The organism is Ureibacillus sp. FSL K6-0165, assembly GCF_038004285.1.
GTDB classification, from domain to species: Bacteria; Bacillota; Bacilli; order Bacillales_A; family Planococcaceae; genus Ureibacillus; species Ureibacillus thermosphaericus.
Genome location: NZ_JBBOQS010000001.1, coordinates 609,907 through 627,226 on the forward strand (window position 1 = coordinate 609,907; position 17,320 = coordinate 627,226).

The following is a 17,320-nucleotide window of genomic DNA, read 5'->3' on the forward strand; positions in this document are numbered from 1 at the left end:
GGTTATGTAATCCCCACACAGTACTTTGCAATGTGGGGATTTTTTGTTGTTCATATAAAAATAAATGGAAAATAGACTTTTTATGTGGAAATCCATATAATTAACACTAGTGCAAAAACTAATTGTTATGTTTCACATAAGAAAGGTAGTGAGTCAATGTCACTAACAGCTGGAATCGTAGGTCTTCCAAACGTAGGAAAGTCGACACTATTTAATGCAATCACAAAAGCAGGTGCCCTTGCTGCTAACTATCCATTTGCAACGATTGATCCAAACGTAGGCGTTGTAGACGTTCCAGATCCTCGATTAGAAAAATTAACAGAGCTTGTAAAACCTCAAAAGAAAGTTCCAACATCATTTGAATTCACGGATATCGCTGGAATCGTAAAAGGCGCATCAAAAGGAGAAGGTTTAGGGAATAAGTTCCTCTCTCATATTCGAGAAGTCGATGCGATTTGCCAAGTGGTTCGTTGCTTTGATGATGAAAACATCACACACGTTGCAGGTAAAGTTGATCCAATAGCAGATATTGAGGTCATCAATTTAGAGTTGATTTTAGCTGATTTAGAATCAGTAGATAAACGTCTTCAAAGAGTAAGCAAAATAGCAAAGCAAAAAGATAAAGATGCAATGATTGAAGAGCCAATTTTAATCAAAATTAAAGAAGCTCTTGAAAATGAGAAACCTGCTCGTTCTGTTGAATTAACGGAAGATGAGAAAAAAGTAATCAAAGGATTAAATTTATTAACATTAAAGCCGATGCTTTATGTTGCAAACGTTTCGGAAGATGAAGTGGCAAATGCAGATGAAAATGAGTATGTAAAACAAGTTCGTGCATATGCAGAAAAAGAAGGCTCAAAGGTTATTACAGTATGTGCGAAAATTGAAGAAGAAATTGCGCAGCTTGATGAAGAGGAAAAGAAAATGTTCCTTGAAGAATTGGGCATTAAAGAGTCCGGATTGGACCAACTAATTCGTGCTGCATATGATTTGCTTGGCCTTGCTACTTACTTTACAGCAGGAGAAAAAGAAGTGCGTGCTTGGACATTCAAAAAAGGGATGAAAGCTCCAGAATGTGCAGGTATTATTCACTCTGACTTTGAAAGAGGCTTCATTCGAGCTGAAACAGTTTCCTTTGAAGATTTATTAGCGGCTGGCTCTATGCAACAAGCAAAAGAACAAGGGAAAGTTCGTTTAGAAGGTAAAGACTATGTCGTACAAGACGGCGACATTATGTTATTCCGATTCAACGTATAATCAGGCATAATAAAAAGAGTGGAATTTACGCCAAGATGTTTTATATATCTTTACGTAAATTCCACTTTTTCTTTTTATTGATATACATACAATTTTGGTAATTGGGGGTCATCTTTTACAAGCGTATGATTAGGAAATTTGCGGAGTTCTTTATACATATAAAAATCCCCGACAGCCCCTGCAATTAAAAAAGCACCTAATAAAACTATTAATTGATTATCGAAAATAAATCCAATTATTGTTGGCAGGACTCCTGTTGTCCAAAAGGGGAGCATTAGCGCTTTTTTCATTGCATGATTTGGTAATGGTTTTGACGTTGTTGCATAAGCAACTCCTAGCTTCACATTTATACCGTAATTCAGCTGACTCCACTTCACTTTTCCAAAAATCATAAACCCAATTAAATGAAACAATTCATGCAAAATAATCAGTGCACAATAGCCTACAATAAATAATAGAAAATTCCATAGCGTAATGGCCATTTCAAATTGAAACTGTCGATGGATGATCGTATTGAATGCTAAAAAAAGAATGCACAAAAGAAGGGTCATCCAAAAATTCAACTTTGCAATTTTTTTCATATCTAATTCAATAATCAGTGGATCTTTCTCTTCCAACAAAATTATTCAACCCCTTTTTCCCATTATATCGAAATAACAGATTTTAGAAAATCTTATACTCCCCATTGAATGCTAGTTGCGATTGATAAAAGTATATGTTACAATTCAAAGATGTGAGTAATAGAAATTTACTCCTTGCTCCCTTGAAATAAAGGAGAGCCAAAGTCCATAAGGAGGTGCAAAAAGCGATGAGAAAATATGAATTAATGTATATTATTCGTCCAAACATTGAAGAAGAAGAGAAAAAAGCTTTAGTTCAACGCTTTGATGACATTCTTTCTTCAAATGGTGCGGAAATCATCGAGTCAAAAGAATGGGGCAAACGCCGTCTTGCTTATGAAATCAAAGACTATCGCGAAGGTATTTACCACATCGTGAAAGTTAATGCTCCAGCTAAAGCAATCGATGAATACAATCGTTTAGCAAACATTAACGAAGACATTATTCGTCATATCGCTGTTCGTGAAGAAGAATAATCTTATTGAACATTAATGCTGAAGAGGAGGTTGTCAAATTGATCAATCGTGTCGTATTAGTAGGTAGGCTAACAAAAGACCCTGAACTACGATACACGCCAAATGGAGTACCGATAACTCGATTTACAGTTGCTGTAAATCGAACGTTTACGAACCAACAAGGTGAAAGAGAAGCGGATTTCATTAGCTGTGTAGCATGGAGAAAACAAGCTGAAAACCTCGCAAATTACATGAGAAAAGGAAGTCTCGTCGGTATTGATGGACGCATCCAAACTAGTAGTTTCGAGGGTCAAGATGGCAAACGTGTTTACATGACAGAAGTCGTAGCAGATTCCGTGCAATTTTTAGAACCAAGAAGTGCACAGGGTCAACAGCCATATGGGGGACAACCTTCGTACGGTGCAAGTCAACCTCCATACGGTGGCACGCAAGATCCATTTGGTGTACCATTCCCAAGTCAACCTCCTCAAAATCAGCCGAATTATACACGTGTAGATGAAGACCCATTTGCATCAAGCAAAGGTCCAATTGAAGTTTCGGAAGACGATTTACCGTTCTAAGGTATTCGGATAACGGAGAAATAATAAAAAAAGGAGGGAAAATCGATGGCACAACGTCGCGGAGGTCGCAAACGTCGCAAAGTTTGCTACTTTACTTCAAATAACATTACACACATCGACTACAAAGATGTAGATTTACTAAAAAAATTCATTTCTGAACGCGGAAAAATTCTTCCACGTCGCGTAACTGGAACAAGTGCAAAATATCAACGCAAATTAACTACAGCAATCAAACGCGCTCGTATTATGGCACTTCTTCCATTCGTAGCGGAAGATAAATAATGAATGTTATAAAAAGCAGCAAAGGCAAAATTTAGCCTTTGTTGCTTTTTTTACATTTAGCAATAATTTAAAATGTACTCTGGAAAGAGAGAATAAGCGATATTCTTCCCTAATTTGAAATAGTAAACAAAATGTACAGCAAAACATCATTGCATGGGAAATAAGCCATCAAATTATATAAAGAGTCTCAACAAGATTAAGGCGTTAAAAACGCATGATAACGATGAAGCTGAACAAAGTAATTCTACTTGTTACCAACGATGAATTTATGCACGATAAAAACCATTCAGGAAGACTTTACTACTAGTTTTGCGGTGAATTTATTTATTTTTTAACTTTTAATAAAAGTAAAAATTCATCACATCAAACATAATTATCTAATCTTTTAGGTTAGATGATTATGTTTTTTCTTTAGACATTCTTTTATCGTTTTGCTTTATCGTATTTTTGTCCTACTTTATAAAAAATGGTACAATATACGAATGTAAAGAATTATTGAATTGTAATAAAGGAAGGTTTCTCATGCCGAACAATCAAACACAAAGGCTTACACATGGCGCAATGATGATTGCAATATTTGCTATTCTCATTGCAATTGCATATTATGTACCAATAATCAGCTTAGTGGCGACATTATTTGCCCCACTACCTATTGCTTGGTTTAGCGCAAAGTATGACCGATCATCTTCCATTATTTTAGGAGTTATTGGGTGTATTATTACCTTTTTCTTTGGAGGATTGTTAATTTTACCATTTTCCATGATTTTTGCGGTATGCGGTGTCGTGATGGGAGATGCACTGCGCACGAATAAAAGTAAAGCTTACTTATTCATGGCAACTGGTATTTCAGTGTTAATTACTTTTGCAATTCAATATTTAATTTCTATTAAACTGTTTGAAACAGATTTTATTAAGGAATCTTTCCAACTGATGCGGGAAAGTTATATGGCTTCTTTTGAATTCGCTGAAAGTTTAACTGGCGAACAGCCAATGACTGAAGAAGCGTTCAATCTAATGTTTCAACATATAGAGATAGCCATTCCTGCATCCGTTACATTAGCTGCATTCTTCCTATCGTTTCTTTTAATTACAGTAAATCTGCCAATCCTAAAACGATTAGGTATTACTGTTCCAAAATTTCAAGCTTTTAAAGATTTACGCTTACCTCGTACCATTTTATGGATTTATTTAATCGTCTTAACGATTCAATTGTTTGTACGCCCTGAATTAGGAACATCACTATATGTAATCACATTTAATTTTTCATTAGTCTTATGGGTGTTGTTAACAATTCAAGGAATTTCTTTCCTGCACTTTGTGTTGGATGCTTATCGAGCGCCTAAATTTTTAAAGGGATTAGCGACAATTTTTGCAATTCCTTTGTATAACTTTGTGATGCTCTTAGGAATTTTAGATTTAGGTTTCGATATTCGCTCATTTGTGACAGGAAAGATTCGAAAGTAAGGGGCTGATCTCATGGATACTTACAGGAAGCGGAGGATACTTTACCCGCTTTTACATTTGGCGGTTTTCGGATTAGTGGGGATTGTTGGATTGTTTTTATTGAATATATGGGTTGGAGCAGCTTTCGCGTTACTTGTTACATTAATTATATTTTATGATTGGAAAACAGAAAGAATTGCTTATTTTGCAATAGAAAAATATATAGAATCTTTGGCGTTTCGAATGAAAAAAGTTGGGCAGGAAGTTCTTTTAGAAATGCCGATTGGTATTGTATTAATCAATGATAAATTTGAAATTGAATGGGCTAATCCCTACATGACGAGGCTTTTGGATATCCCAACTTTAACAGGTCAGGATTTGTTCCTTTTATCGGATGAATTACAAAAAATAAGAAAATCTGATGAAAAAAATGATAGCATCGTAACCATTCGAGATAGGAAATTTAAAGTCATTTATAAACAAGAAGAAAAACTATTATATTTTCTCGATGTAACTGAACAAGTAAAAATTGAAAAGCAATATTATGATGATCGAACAGTCATTGCTATTCTTTTCATCGATAATTATGATGATATTACGCAAGGGATGGATGACCAAACAAAAAGCATGACGAATTCAACCGTTACATCCATCATCAATGATTGGGCAGAGGAATATGACATTTATATTAAAAGAATTGATACGGATCGATTTTTAGCGATATTAAATGAATCAACTTTAAATGAATTGGAAAAGAAGAAATTCTCTATTCTAGACGATATTCGAGAAAAGACGGCCAAGAAAAATTTATCACTTACATTGAGTATCGGAATAGGTACTGGTTCGCCATCCTTAATTGAACTAGGTGAATTAGCTCAATCAAGTTTAGATTTAGTATTAGGGCGCGGCGGAGACCAGGTGGCTATTAAACAATCGAATGGAAAAATTAAATTTTATGGTGGAAAAACAAATCCAGTCGAAAAACGTACGAGAGTCCGAGCACGCGTGATTTCCCATGCTTTAAAAGATTTAATTCAAGATAGCGATCTCGTTTTTATTATGGGGCATAAAAATCCCGATATGGATTCAATTGGAGCAGGGATTGGCGTTCGGAAAATGGCTCATATGAATAAAGTGGATAGCTACATCGTATTAGATTTTGATGAATTAAACGGCAGTGTTGAACGACTAATAGATGAAATTAAACAACATTCCGATTTAAAGGAATATTTTATTTCACCAGAAGAAGCTTTAAGCATCATGTCTGAAAAATCATTATTAGTCGTTGTGGATACTCATCGCCCGAGCCTCGTAGTAGATGAAACATTGTTAAAACGTTTCGAGAAAATTGTTGTAATTGATCATCATCGACGAGGGGAAGAGTTTATTAACAATTCAACACTTGTTTATATGGAACCGTACGCTTCCTCGACTTCAGAACTCGTAACGGAACTTTTAGAATATCAGCCCGATAATGAAAAACTTTCGAAACTTGAAGCAACAGCTTTGCTCGCTGGAATCATTGTCGATACAAAAAGCTTTACGCTAAGAACAGGTGCTAGAACCTTTGAAGCAGCATCCTATTTAAGAACTTACGGGGCGGATACGGTGCTTGTGCAACGATTATTAAAAGAAGATATTCATACGTTTATTGAGCGTTCAAAAATCATACAAAATGTTCGATTTACCTATCCAGGAATTGCGGTTGCGCATGCAGAAGAAGAAAAAGAGTACGATTCTGTTTTAATTGCCCAAACGGCAGATATTTTGCTTTCAATGAAAGACGTAAATGCTTCTTTTGTCATCGCCCGCAGACAAGATGGCTTAATGGGTATCAGTGCCCGTTCATTAGGAGAAATCAATGTACAATTGATAATGGAGAAACTGGGAGGCGGTGGCCACTTAACAAATGCGGCTTGCCAACTTGAAGTCGATACAATAGAAGAAGCTTTAGAATTATTACAAAATGCTATTATTGAAACGTTAGAAGGGAGCATGGAAGAATGAAAGTTGTATTTTTAAAAGATGTAAAAGGTCAAGGGAAAAAAGGCGAAGTGAAAAATGTTGCTGATGGTTATGCACAAAATTTCTTAATTAAAAAAGGCTTAGCTGTAGAAGCTACAAAAGAAGCATTAAGTCGTCTTGAAGGACAAAAGAAACATGAAGCGAAACTTGCAGCACAGGAACTTCAAGCTGCAAAAGAGTTAAAAGAAAAATTAGAAAATATTACGTTAGAAATTAAAGCAAAAGCAGGAGAAGGCGGACGTCTATTCGGTTCTGTATCAACAAAACAAATTTCAGAAAGCTTACAAAAAAATTATGGAATTAAAGTGGATAAAAGAAAAATGGAATGCAATGAAGGTATTCGTTCATTAGGTGTCACAAACGTTCCAGTGAAATTACATCCGGAAGTAAAAGCGACTTTAAAAGTCCATGTAAAGGAAGAATAAGGAGCGAAATAAAATGAGTGATCTAATCGATCGCGTTCCACCGCATAACCATGAAGCTGAGCAATCAGTTCTTGGTGCGATATTTCTTGATCCGCAAGCATTAATTACTGCATCGGAAATTTTAGTTCCGGAAGATTTTTATCGCATTGCCCATCAAAAAATATTCCAAACGATGCTTGATTTGAGTGACAAAGGGAATGCGATTGATGTTGTTACTGTTACAGAAGAGTTATCTGTAAGAAAAGAACTCGAAGATGTAGGCGGTCTATCCTACTTGATGGAATTAGCAAATGCCGTACCTACAGCAGCTAATGTTAGTTACTATGCAAAAATAGTAGAAGAAAAGTCCATTTTAAGAAGATTAATACGCACGGCAACAAAAATCGTTGAAGACAGCTATATACGGGAAGATGAAGTAGAGGAATTATTATCCGAAGCTGAAAGAAAGATGATGGAAGTAGCCAATCGAAAAAACGCTGGCGACTTCAAACATGTGAAAGACGTTCTTGTTCAAACTTACGATAATATTGAGCAACTTCAAAATCGAACAGGAGACGTTACCGGAATTCCGACGGGCTTTACGGATTTAGACCGCATGACAGCGGGTTTTCAACGAAATGATTTAATCATTGTAGCCGCCCGTCCATCTGTAGGGAAAACAGCTTTTGCGTTAAACATTGCGCAAAATGTGGCGGTCAAAGCTCGGGAAAATGTTGCGATCTTCTCGCTCGAAATGGGTGCTGAACAATTAGTCATGCGTATGCTCTGTGCAGAAGGAAATATTGACGCTCAAGTTTTAAGAACAGGGGCGCTTACTGCTGAAGATTGGAGCAAGTTAACAATCGCAATGGGTACCCTTTCTAATGCGGGGATCTATATTGATGATACGCCGGGCTTGCGCGTTAATGAAATTCGAGCGAAGTGCCGTCGACTTGCCCAAGAAAAGGGATTAGGGATGATTTTAATTGACTACCTACAATTAATCCAAGGAAGCGGCAGACGCGGGGAGAACCGTCAACAAGAAGTTTCTGAAATATCTCGCTCATTAAAAGCATTAGCTCGTGAATTACACGTGCCGGTTATTGCGTTATCTCAGCTATCCCGCGGGGTAGAGCAACGTCAAGATAAGCGTCCGATGATGAGTGATATTCGTGAATCTGGAAGTATTGAGCAAGATGCGGATATCGTAGCTTTCCTATATCGTGACGATTATTATGATAAAGAAACAGAGAACAAAAACATGATTGAAATTATTATTGCAAAGCAACGGAACGGTCCAACGGGAACTGTGACCCTTGCGTTTAAAAAAGAGTTTAATAAATTTTTGAATATTGATTGGTCTCAACGACAAGAACCAATGCATGCATAACACGAAGAGAAAAGTAACATAATAAAATAAACTTTGAAGAACACGAACAATTGTACATAAAAAATATTTATTTGTTCGTGTTTTTTTGTTTGATGCATTGACGAATGCTCTATTTCACTGTACAATTAATCTGTTTGATAAAGGACGCATAGTGCGCGGAGGTGCAGAAATGACTTCAGTTGTTGTTGTTGGAACTCAATGGGGAGACGAAGGAAAAGGGAAAATTACGGATTTCCTTTCTAAAAAAGCGGATGTGATCGCTCGTTTTTCAGGCGGTGACAATGCTGGACATACAATTAAAATTGGTGAAGAAACATACAAATTACATTTAATTCCATCTGGGATTTTCTATAAAGAGAAAACATCTGTGATGGGGAATGGTATGGTAATCAACCCAAAATCATTAGTAAATGAGCTAAAAGGTTTACAAGCTCGTGGCATTGATACATCTAATTTACGTATTTCAAATCGTGCTCATGTCATTCTCCCATATCACATTTATCAAGATAAAGTAGAAGAAGAAGCTCGTGGCGACAAAAAAATCGGAACAACATGCAAGGGAATTGGCCCATGCTACCAAGATAAAATTGCTCGTATGGGAATCCGCATTGCAGATTTACTAGATCGAGAAATATTTGAACAAAAATTGCGCGAGAACTTAGAAAAGAAAAACCGTTTATTTGAGAAATATTATGAAGTAGAAGGTTTAAAATTCGAGGATATCTTTGAAGAGTATTATGGCTACGGTCAAGAAATTGCTCAATATGTAACAGATACTTCAAAGGTATTAAATGATATTTTAGATGAGGGCGGACGTGTATTATTTGAAGGTGCTCAAGGCGTTATGTTAGATGTTGACCACGGAACATATCCGTTTGTTACATCTTCCAACCCTGTGGCTGGTGGTGTGACGACAGGTACAGGAATTGGTCCTTCTCACGTTACGAGAGTAGTGGGCGTTTCAAAAGCATATACTTCTCGTGTAGGCGACGGTCCATTCCCAACGGAATTGTTTGATGAAGTTGGCCATCAAATTCGTGAAGTAGGTCGAGAATACGGTACAACGACTGGTCGTCCTCGCCGTGTAGGTTGGTTTGACGCAGTAGTGGTACGCCATTCTCGTCGCGTTTCTGGTATTACAGATTTAGCTTTAAACTCAATCGATGTATTAACTGGCTTAGAAACAGTAAAAATTTGTACGGCTTATAAATATAAAGATCAAATTATTACGGAGTATCCTGCAAGTTTACATGTATTAGAAGAATGTGAACCTGTATATGAAGAACTTCCTGGTTGGACAGAAGATATTACAGGTGTACGTTCCTTCGATGAACTGCCAAAAAATGCTCAAAATTACGTCAATCGTATTGTTGAATTAACAGGTATTCCTTTAATGACATTCTCCGTAGGCCCAGCCCGGGAACAAACAAATGTAGTAAATGATGTTTGGGAATAAGGATATTCAACAATAAAAACATAGATTATTTAGAAACGATATTCTAACTACATTTGTTCTGTGCGAAAGCGAAGCGACAGCAACAAACAAACATAGTGAATGATATATGGGAGTAAATAATACTATCTCATCAGTAAAACCTCAATCAAAGAAGTTAATATTTTAACTATGTTTGTTCTGTGCGAAAGCAAAGCGACAGCAACAAACAAACATAGTGAATGATATATGGGAGTAAATAATACTATCTCATCAGTAAAACCTCAATCAAAGAAATTAATATTTTAACTATGTTTGTTCTGTGCGAAAGCAAAGCGACAGCAACAAACAAATGTAGTGAATGATGTTTGGGAATAAGGATATTCAACAATAAAAACATAGTTTATTTAGAAACGATATTCTAACTACATTTGTTCTGTGCGAAAGCAAAGCGACAGCAACAAACATAGTGAATGATATATGGGAGTAAATAATACTATCTCATCAGTAAAATCTCAATCAAAGAAGTTAATATTTTAACTATGTTTGTTCTGTGCGAAAGCGAAAAATAAAAGTCACCATTTTTCATCAAAAGGAAAATGGTGACTTTTTAATATTTCTCTAAGCGCCTTCCTCTTTCAATAAGAATTCCAGTAGAGTATGTGAGACTATCATATAAGATTAACTATTCATTTCTTATTTTATAGTTGCACAAAATAAGAGAATGATGAATAAATTCGTCAAAATTTGATCATAATATATAAAAATTTTCATCATTCTCCATCATTATATATTTTGTAACAAAAATTGCTTAAATAATACATTTTCATTACAAAAATTTTAAAATGTTCATTCAAAATACACATTATGATACAGTTAGTAGGTGTGAGTATGAAAAAGCATCCTATTTGCGGACGATTTTGGAAGGGGCTTGTTTATGAATACGAAATGGAATACTGGTCGAGACGGTAGTCATAATCTAAGTCTTCTAAATCAAAATAATAAATATGGCATTCTAAAAAAAGTTTTGTTTGCTGCAGTGTTGCTTTTGACTGTTTCCTTTAACTTAGCTTTTGCTAATGAAGGGAATATAGAATCTATCGACAAAATTTACCATGTTTATTTAGAAGACGAATATATCGGTTCAGTTTCAGATGAGAACAAAGTGAGAAAAATTATTGAAGATAAAGAAAAAGAAGTAAGTTTGCTATATAAGGATTATGAAATAGATGCAGATTCTTTAGTAACGATTGTTCCAGAACAAGTATTTTCTTATAAAACCAATGATTCAGAAACTTTAAAAACATTAAGTGAACAATTAGAACCACAAACAGATGCATTTGCTTTACAAGTTGATGGAGAACCAATCCTTTATTTAAAAAATAAAAAAGACTACGAAGAAACTATTAAAAAACTAAAGCTTCAATATGTTCCGGAAGAAAAACTAAAAGAGCTTGAACAATCAAAAAGCTCAAATAAACAATTGCCGAAATTAGAGGCAAATCAATCAAGAATCATCGATGTTTTTCTTTCAGAAGATGTTTCAGGTGAAGAAACAAAAGTAAGCCCTGCTAAAATTCTTACACCTGATGAAGCGGTACAATATATTAAAACTGGATTGATTGAAAAGCAAGTATATGTTGTGAAAAAAGGCGATGTCCTTGGAAAAATCGCTAAAAATCATGGTTTAACAACGAAAGAGTTATTGGAACTTAATCCTGATATAACGATTGATACATTATTACAAATTGGACAAGAAATAAACGTTACAGTAGAAAAGCCTTTAATTAACGTACAAGTGATATACGAAAAAGTGAATAAAGAAAAAATTGATTATGAAAAAGTTATTGAAGAAGACGCTTCAATGTATAAAGGGGAAAAACAAATTATACAAGAAGGTAGTCCAGGAGAAAAAGAAGTATCTTACTTAATTACAGAAGTAAACGGGAATATCGTGAAGAAAACGATTACCGAAGAAAAAGTGTTAGTAGAACCTACGAAACATATTGAAAAAGTGGGAACAAAGGTAATTTCATCACGTGGTACGGGTGAATTTATTTGGCCGACAAGCGGTGGATATATATCAAGTAATATGGGGTCTCGTTGGGGCAGCTACCATCGAGGAATTGATATTGCTCGTCCATCGAATTACAGCATTAAAGCAAGTGACAATGGCGTTGTAACTTTTGCTGGATGGGATGGGTCTTACGGAAATAAAATAGTCATCAATCACAATAATGGATATACTACTCTATATGCCCATTTGTCAGAAATATATGTTTCCGTTGGACAAGTAGTGCCTCAAGGTTCTGTTATTGGAAAAATGGGGACGACTGGAAATTCAACAGGAATACACTTGCATTTTGAAGTAATCAAAAATGGATCACTGATTAATCCATTAGCAGTATTAGATTAATTTCGATTGAGGTAGTGGCATCATTACATGTCATTACCTCTTTTCTTTTATTACATCTTGGGAAATTTCCATCAATGAGAAATTTGTCGAAATATTTCCCGGAAAATAATGACCATAAAATCCCCTAATAGTATATGCTCAAAAATAACAACAATAGGACATTGGATTTTTTGTTATAATGGTTTTGAAATGCATGAAAGCAAAAACCGTGATAGATTTAATTATAGCTATACATCAATAGAAGAATAGATGCATTGAGATAGATTTATTTCATATTAAGGAGGAATATGAACATGGACGGTAAAACAATTTTAGTAGTCGATGATGAAAAGCCGATTGCAGATATTTTGCAATTTAACTTAGTAAAAGAAGGATATAAAGTTATTTGCGCTTACGATGGAGAAGAAGCGTTGAAAATAATAGAAGAACAACAACCGGATTTAATGTTGCTTGATATCATGCTTCCTAAAAGAGATGGTATGGAAGTTTGTCGTGAAGTTAGAAAAAAATATGATTTCCCTATTATTATGCTAACAGCAAAAGGCTCCGAAATTGATAAAGTATTGGGTCTGGAAATGGGAGCCGATGATTATGTGACGAAACCTTTTAGTACAAGGGAATTAATTGCTCGTGTAAAAGCGAATATGAGACGATTAAAAGCTTCTACACAATCTGAAGAAACGAAAGAGGAATCGAATCACATTACGGTTGGTTCCTTAATTATTCAGCCAGATGCTTATATCGTTCAAAAACGTGGGGAAACGATAGAATTGACTCATCGAGAATTTGAATTGCTACATTACTTAGCAAAACATATTGGACAAGTGATGACGCGGGAGCATTTATTGCAAACCGTTTGGGGATATGATTATTTCGGAGATGTACGAACAGTGGATGTAACCATTCGTCGTCTTCGTGAAAAGATTGAAGATAACCCAAGCCACCCATCTTGGATTGTTACTCGCCGAGGGGTCGGATATTATTTGCGAAATCCTGAACAGGAGTAGAATGAATGCAGAAAGTTAGCTTTTTTCGTTCAATCCATGTAAAACTCGTATTAATTTACCTGCTGCTTATTATTATTGCATTACAAATCATTGGGATTTACTTTTCTAATAAGTTGGAAGATAGTTTAAAATCCAACTTCGAAGATTCCATTCTTCAAAGAATCGATTTGATTCAATACAGTATTCGTGAAGAATTGATGAAAGAACGAGATGAAACTACACCGACTTTAGAGCAAAGTTTGGTCATTGCATTACGGGAGTTTGCTACAGGTGATATAAATGAGATTCGGGTTATTGATAACCGTAATAGAGTATTAGCAACTTCCGACTCAGAAAATCAATCCATTATTGGACAGCGTTCGAATGATGATATTGTAAAAAAAGTAATTTCTTCTGAAACGTATCAAGAAGAAATTGCACTTGATGCGGAAACGAATACGAGAGTTTGGGTCATTGCAACGCCAATTTTAAGTATGGTTGGTCCAAATAGTGAAGTAATCGGAGCAATTTATATAGAGTCCAATATTGAAAAAGTATACGATCAAATGGACGATATTAATCGTATTTTTGCTGTTGGTACAGCAATTTCCTTAGTCATCACAGTCGTATTAGGAATACTTATAGCTCGAACAATCACTAGACCTATTATGGATATGCGCAAGCAGGCTCAAGCAATGTCAAGAGGAAACTTTTCAAGAAAAGTAAGAGTGTACGGTAACGATGAAATTGGTCAATTAGCAATTGCTTTTAACCATTTAACGAATCGATTGCAAGAAGCGCAATCTTCAACAGAAGCAGAGCGTAGAAAATTAGCATCAGTTTTAGCAAATATGACAGACGGTGTTATTGCAACAGATCGCAAAGGGAAAATCATCTTAATTAACGATCCTGCATTAAGTTTGTTAAATGTGACAAGGGAAGAAACGTTAAACCGACCAATTGCTTCTGTCCTAGGAATTGAAGAAAACTACAGCTTTGAAGATTTAATTCATATGAAAGAGCCGCTAAATTTGAATTTTAGTACAGAAGAAGCTCCTTTCATTTTGCGTGCAAATTTTTCTGTCATCCAAAAGGAAACGGGATTTGTCAACGGTTTAATCACTGTATTACACGACATTACGGAACAAGAAAAAATTGAAATGGAACGCCGTGAATTCGTAGCGAATGTATCTCACGAATTACGGACGCCTTTAACAACGATGAGAAGCTATTTAGAGGCTCTTGCAGATGGTGCGTGGAGAGATGAAAATATCGCTCCGCATTTTCTCAATGTAGCACAAACGGAAACAGAGCGAATGATTCGCCTTGTGAATGATTTATTGAATTTATCCAAAATGGATAGTAGGGATTATAAATTGAATAAAGAAGTTGTTGAATTTAATAGTTTCTTCCATCGAATTATTGATCGGTTTGAAATGTCAAAATCACAAAACGTTAAATTCATTCGCTATATTCCGGAGACACCATATTTTGTGGAAATTGATACAGATAAATTGACTCAAGTAATCGATAACATTATTTCTAACGCAATAAAATATTCCCCTGATGGAGGCAACATTCGATTTGGTTTTACCGTTCAAGGAAATATGTTAAAAGTAATGATTTCCGACGATGGAATGGGTATACCAAAAGAGAATCTTGGAAAGATCTTTGATCGGTTTTATCGCGTAGACAAAGCACGTTCTCGCGCCATGGGGGGAACTGGTTTAGGTCTTGCCATTGCGAAGGAAATGATTAAAGCTCACAATGGTACAATTTGGGCAGAAAGTGAAGAAGGTGTAGGAACGACAATCTTCTTTACGTTACCGTACGAAATAGATGGGGCTGGTGATTGGGAATGAAGTATATCGAACATATCAAATCCATAATTCTTCTTTTCCTAGTCCTTTTAAGTATCGTCCTAACCTTTTCAATTTGGACATATACACCAAATCTTCAAGTGATTGAAGAAACACAAGTTGATCAATTAGTTGTGGGTAAACAAAAAAAATTCCAGGAAATCATAAAACCTTATCGCATTTTAGTAAGAGAGCAAGATGAATGGAAAGGTACGATCGGTTCTGGAGCAATTAACGATTTGATGGAAATCATGGTGAATTGGAAAGGTTCGGCTCTTACTTATGTTCAAAGTAATTTTTCGAATGATAAAATGAATGATTTTTTACGAGCAAACAATCGGATGACGTTGTTTTTTTCTGGAGAAGTGCCAATCAGGGTATTTCACTCGATTGTTCCATTAACACAAGATGACTTGCCAGAAATCAGCTTCAATCGCCTTGTAATTGATTGGAGCAAGGTTACCACGAATAATGCGGTAACTCTTTATTTTTTAAGTGAATCCCATCGCAATATTTATAGTACTGAAGTAAAAATGAGTGAAGATTATTTTCAGTCAACGGTTTTACAAGCATTGGAAGGATTGGCCTTTTATAAAGAAATAGAGCGTCCAAATGCCCTGTCTTTATACGTACCAGCTGAAGAAGTCAAATTAGTTCAATACACTTACTATATTGATGAAATTCATCCAGATACATTTAGAGATATATTGTTTTATGATTCAACTATTGTCCGTAAAAATGTTGAAAATCAAGATTCCTTAAAGTATACAGACGGTATGACGTTAATGACAGTAGATGTAAAATATCGTTATTTGAATTATGTAAATCCGTCTACAGAAAGTATCGTTGAATTACCTCCATCCCGTTTACTTTTAGATAGCTTTGAATTTGTGAATGAACATGGGGGCTTTACTGGGGATTATCGTTTGATCTCTGTAAATGAGCAAAAGCACATTATCGAATACCAATTGTATAAACAAGGATTGCCTGTTGTTAGTACAGATACGACAACAAGAATTACTACGACTTGGGGAGAAAATCAAATATTCCGCTATAAGAGACCTTATTTTTTACTGGATTTAGATATAAACTCTGAAAAATTTGAAAGAAAACTATCTTCAGGTCTTGAGGTTATTGAATTCATTGAGAAGAGAAAGCAACTTGAGTTAAATGAAGTGGATGATATCATTCTTGGATATTATTTAAAACAAAATGACAATAATCTTTTATTTACACTAGAACCGAGTTGGTTTGCAGTCAGTCAAGGAAGCTGGATTCGCATTACACCGGATGTACTAGGAGGGGGAAATAGTGGACTGGAGTAGATCAAAAACCATATTCATTATTGTGTTTTTAATTTTAGATGTCTTCCTTTTCTCTCTCTATTTAAATCGCCATATTGAAGCTCAACAAGTGAAAGTGTCCGGTGGAAAAACGATTGAGTCCAGGTTAAAAGACGATCAAATTACCTTTAATCTACTGCCAAATATAGAATCTGCTCCATATATTTCGGCAAAAGTCCAGGATTTTAGCGCAGAAAATTTGCAACTGAAAAACTATCAACAAATGACAATCGAAAATAACAATAAACTCATCGTTACACTAGATGAACCAGTGAAACTTCGAAATGTAAAAGAAAAATCATCATTTAACGAGTTTGTTCGAAATAACGTATACAATGGCTCATCATATGTAGTATGGAAAATTAATGAAGATGAACGAACAGCTATTTTCTTTCAAAAATTTGAAGATAAAACAATTTACTATAACATTCATGGTATCGTTACAATTTATTGGAATGAAGATTTAGAAGTAACGAGATATGAGCAAACAATGCTGAATGATTTTGAAAAATTTGAAGAAGAAGAAAACCTTCTCCCACCATATCAAATTATTCAAATATTATATTCCAGAGACTTATTGAAACCAAGATCTCATATTACAGAAATAAAACTAGGGTATTCAACTCTTGTTCAGCTAACGCAAACGCAAGTATTCGTTCCTACTTGGAAAGTAAGCGTTAAGGATGCAGATGGAACAGAAGAAGAATTTTTCGTGAATGCTGTAGAAGGTAAAATCATTGATGTTCAGTCAGATTTAACAGTTGATGAAGATGAAACAGATGAATTAGAACTGTTAAGAGAATTAGAAGAAGAATAGGGTGTACGAA

15 protein-coding genes are annotated in these 17,320 nt (G+C 35.2%); 14 read left to right on the plus strand and 1 reads right to left on the minus strand.

The features are described 5' to 3' along the window. Nucleotides 1–156: 156 nt before the first annotated feature. Nucleotides 157–1,257, plus strand: coding sequence for a redox-regulated ATPase YchF (gene ychF, locus NST00_RS02990; RefSeq protein ID WP_016838918.1), 1,101 nt, complete (start codon nt 157–159; stop codon nt 1,255–1,257). 74 nt (nt 1,258–1,331) lie between these two features. Here ychF and NST00_RS02995 read toward each other — a convergent pair whose 3' ends face one another. Further along, nucleotides 1,332–1,877, minus strand: a complete 546-nt coding sequence (locus tag NST00_RS02995; RefSeq protein ID WP_016838917.1) for a DUF3267 domain-containing protein — start codon at nt 1,875–1,877, stop codon at nt 1,332–1,334. 188 nt (nt 1,878–2,065) lie between these two features. Between NST00_RS02995 and rpsF the strand changes: the two genes are divergently transcribed. The 13 genes from rpsF (at nt 2,066) to NST00_RS03060 (ending at nt 17,310) form a co-directional block, all read left to right on the plus strand. Beyond that, the gene (rpsF, locus tag NST00_RS03000) at nt 2,066–2,353 is read left to right on the plus strand and encodes a 30S ribosomal protein S6 (RefSeq protein ID WP_016838916.1); all 288 of its coding nucleotides are present in this window, start codon (nt 2,066–2,068) and stop codon (nt 2,351–2,353) included. A 38-nt stretch (nt 2,354–2,391) separates the two neighbouring features. Next, complete coding sequence (gene ssb, locus NST00_RS03005) at nt 2,392–2,913, plus strand: single-stranded DNA-binding protein (protein WP_340709628.1); 522 nt, start codon at nt 2,392–2,394, stop codon at nt 2,911–2,913. A gap of 45 nt (nt 2,914–2,958) precedes the next feature. Beyond that, nucleotides 2,959–3,195 (plus strand): 30S ribosomal protein S18, encoded by a 237-nt coding sequence (rpsR, locus tag NST00_RS03010; protein WP_016838914.1) that lies wholly within the window; start codon nt 2,959–2,961, stop codon nt 3,193–3,195. Nucleotides 3,196–3,717: 522 nt separating this feature from the next. Beyond that, a complete protein-coding gene (locus tag NST00_RS03015; protein WP_016838913.1) occupies nt 3,718–4,659 on the plus strand; it encodes a YybS family protein in 942 nt (313 codons plus the stop codon). 12 nt (nt 4,660–4,671) lie between these two features. After that, nucleotides 4,672–6,645, plus strand: coding sequence for a DHH family phosphoesterase (locus NST00_RS03020; RefSeq protein ID WP_016838912.1), 1,974 nt, complete (start codon nt 4,672–4,674; stop codon nt 6,643–6,645). Further along, entirely contained in the window at nt 6,642–7,088 is a 447-nt protein-coding gene (gene rplI / locus NST00_RS03025) for a 50S ribosomal protein L9 (RefSeq protein ID WP_016838911.1), read from the plus strand. The genes NST00_RS03020 and rplI overlap by 4 nt, the downstream gene beginning before the upstream one ends. A 13-nt stretch (nt 7,089–7,101) precedes the next feature. After that, a complete protein-coding gene (gene dnaB / locus NST00_RS03030) occupies nt 7,102–8,457 on the plus strand; it encodes a replicative DNA helicase (protein ID WP_016838910.1) in 1,356 nt (451 codons plus the stop codon). Between the two features lie 169 nt (nt 8,458–8,626). Next, the gene (locus NST00_RS03035; protein ID WP_016838909.1) at nt 8,627–9,913 is read left to right on the plus strand and encodes an adenylosuccinate synthase; all 1,287 of its coding nucleotides are present in this window, start codon (nt 8,627–8,629) and stop codon (nt 9,911–9,913) included. Nucleotides 9,914–10,826: 913 nt separating this feature from the next. Continuing rightward, the gene (locus NST00_RS03040) at nt 10,827–12,305 is read left to right on the plus strand and encodes a peptidoglycan DD-metalloendopeptidase family protein (protein WP_340709629.1); all 1,479 of its coding nucleotides are present in this window, start codon (nt 10,827–10,829) and stop codon (nt 12,303–12,305) included. Between the two features lie 293 nt (nt 12,306–12,598). Beyond that, a complete protein-coding gene (gene yycF, locus NST00_RS03045; protein ID WP_016838907.1) occupies nt 12,599–13,312 on the plus strand; it encodes a response regulator YycF in 714 nt (237 codons plus the stop codon). 5 nt (nt 13,313–13,317) lie between these two features. After that, nucleotides 13,318–15,153 (plus strand): cell wall metabolism sensor histidine kinase WalK, encoded by a 1,836-nt coding sequence (gene walK / locus NST00_RS03050; RefSeq protein ID WP_016838906.1) that lies wholly within the window; start codon nt 13,318–13,320, stop codon nt 15,151–15,153. Next, nucleotides 15,150–16,475, plus strand: coding sequence for a YycH family regulatory protein (locus NST00_RS03055; protein ID WP_026019107.1), 1,326 nt, complete (start codon nt 15,150–15,152; stop codon nt 16,473–16,475). Before walK ends, NST00_RS03055 begins: the two co-directional genes overlap by 4 nt. After that, entirely contained in the window at nt 16,462–17,310 is an 849-nt protein-coding gene (locus NST00_RS03060; protein ID WP_340709630.1) for a two-component system regulatory protein YycI, read from the plus strand. The genes NST00_RS03055 and NST00_RS03060 overlap by 14 nt, the downstream gene beginning before the upstream one ends. Nucleotides 17,311–17,320 lie beyond the last annotated feature (10 nt).

Excerpts from the sequence above, each read along its gene's own strand:
- walK (WP_016838906.1), top strand. The coding sequence starts at position 13,318 with ATGCAGAAAGTTAGCTTTTTTCGTTCAATCCATGTAAAACTCGTATTA.
- NST00_RS03040 (WP_340709629.1), top strand. The coding sequence starts at position 10,827 with ATGAATACGAAATGGAATACTGGTCGAGACGGTAGTCATAATCTAAGT.
- rplI (WP_016838911.1), top strand. The coding sequence starts at position 6,642 with ATGAAAGTTGTATTTTTAAAAGATGTAAAAGGTCAAGGGAAAAAAGGC.
- dnaB (WP_016838910.1), top strand. The coding sequence starts at position 7,102 with ATGAGTGATCTAATCGATCGCGTTCCACCGCATAACCATGAAGCTGAG.
- ychF (WP_016838918.1), top strand. The coding sequence starts at position 157 with ATGTCACTAACAGCTGGAATCGTAGGTCTTCCAAACGTAGGAAAGTCG.
- NST00_RS03035 (WP_016838909.1), top strand. The coding sequence starts at position 8,627 with ATGACTTCAGTTGTTGTTGTTGGAACTCAATGGGGAGACGAAGGAAAA.
- NST00_RS03020 (WP_016838912.1), top strand. The coding sequence starts at position 4,672 with ATGGATACTTACAGGAAGCGGAGGATACTTTACCCGCTTTTACATTTG.
- rpsR (WP_016838914.1), top strand. The coding sequence starts at position 2,959 with ATGGCACAACGTCGCGGAGGTCGCAAACGTCGCAAAGTTTGCTACTTT.
- yycF (WP_016838907.1), top strand. The coding sequence starts at position 12,599 with ATGGACGGTAAAACAATTTTAGTAGTCGATGATGAAAAGCCGATTGCA.
- NST00_RS03055 (WP_026019107.1), top strand. The coding sequence starts at position 15,150 with ATGAAGTATATCGAACATATCAAATCCATAATTCTTCTTTTCCTAGTC.
- NST00_RS03015 (WP_016838913.1), top strand. The coding sequence starts at position 3,718 with ATGCCGAACAATCAAACACAAAGGCTTACACATGGCGCAATGATGATT.
- rpsF (WP_016838916.1), top strand. The coding sequence starts at position 2,066 with ATGAGAAAATATGAATTAATGTATATTATTCGTCCAAACATTGAAGAA.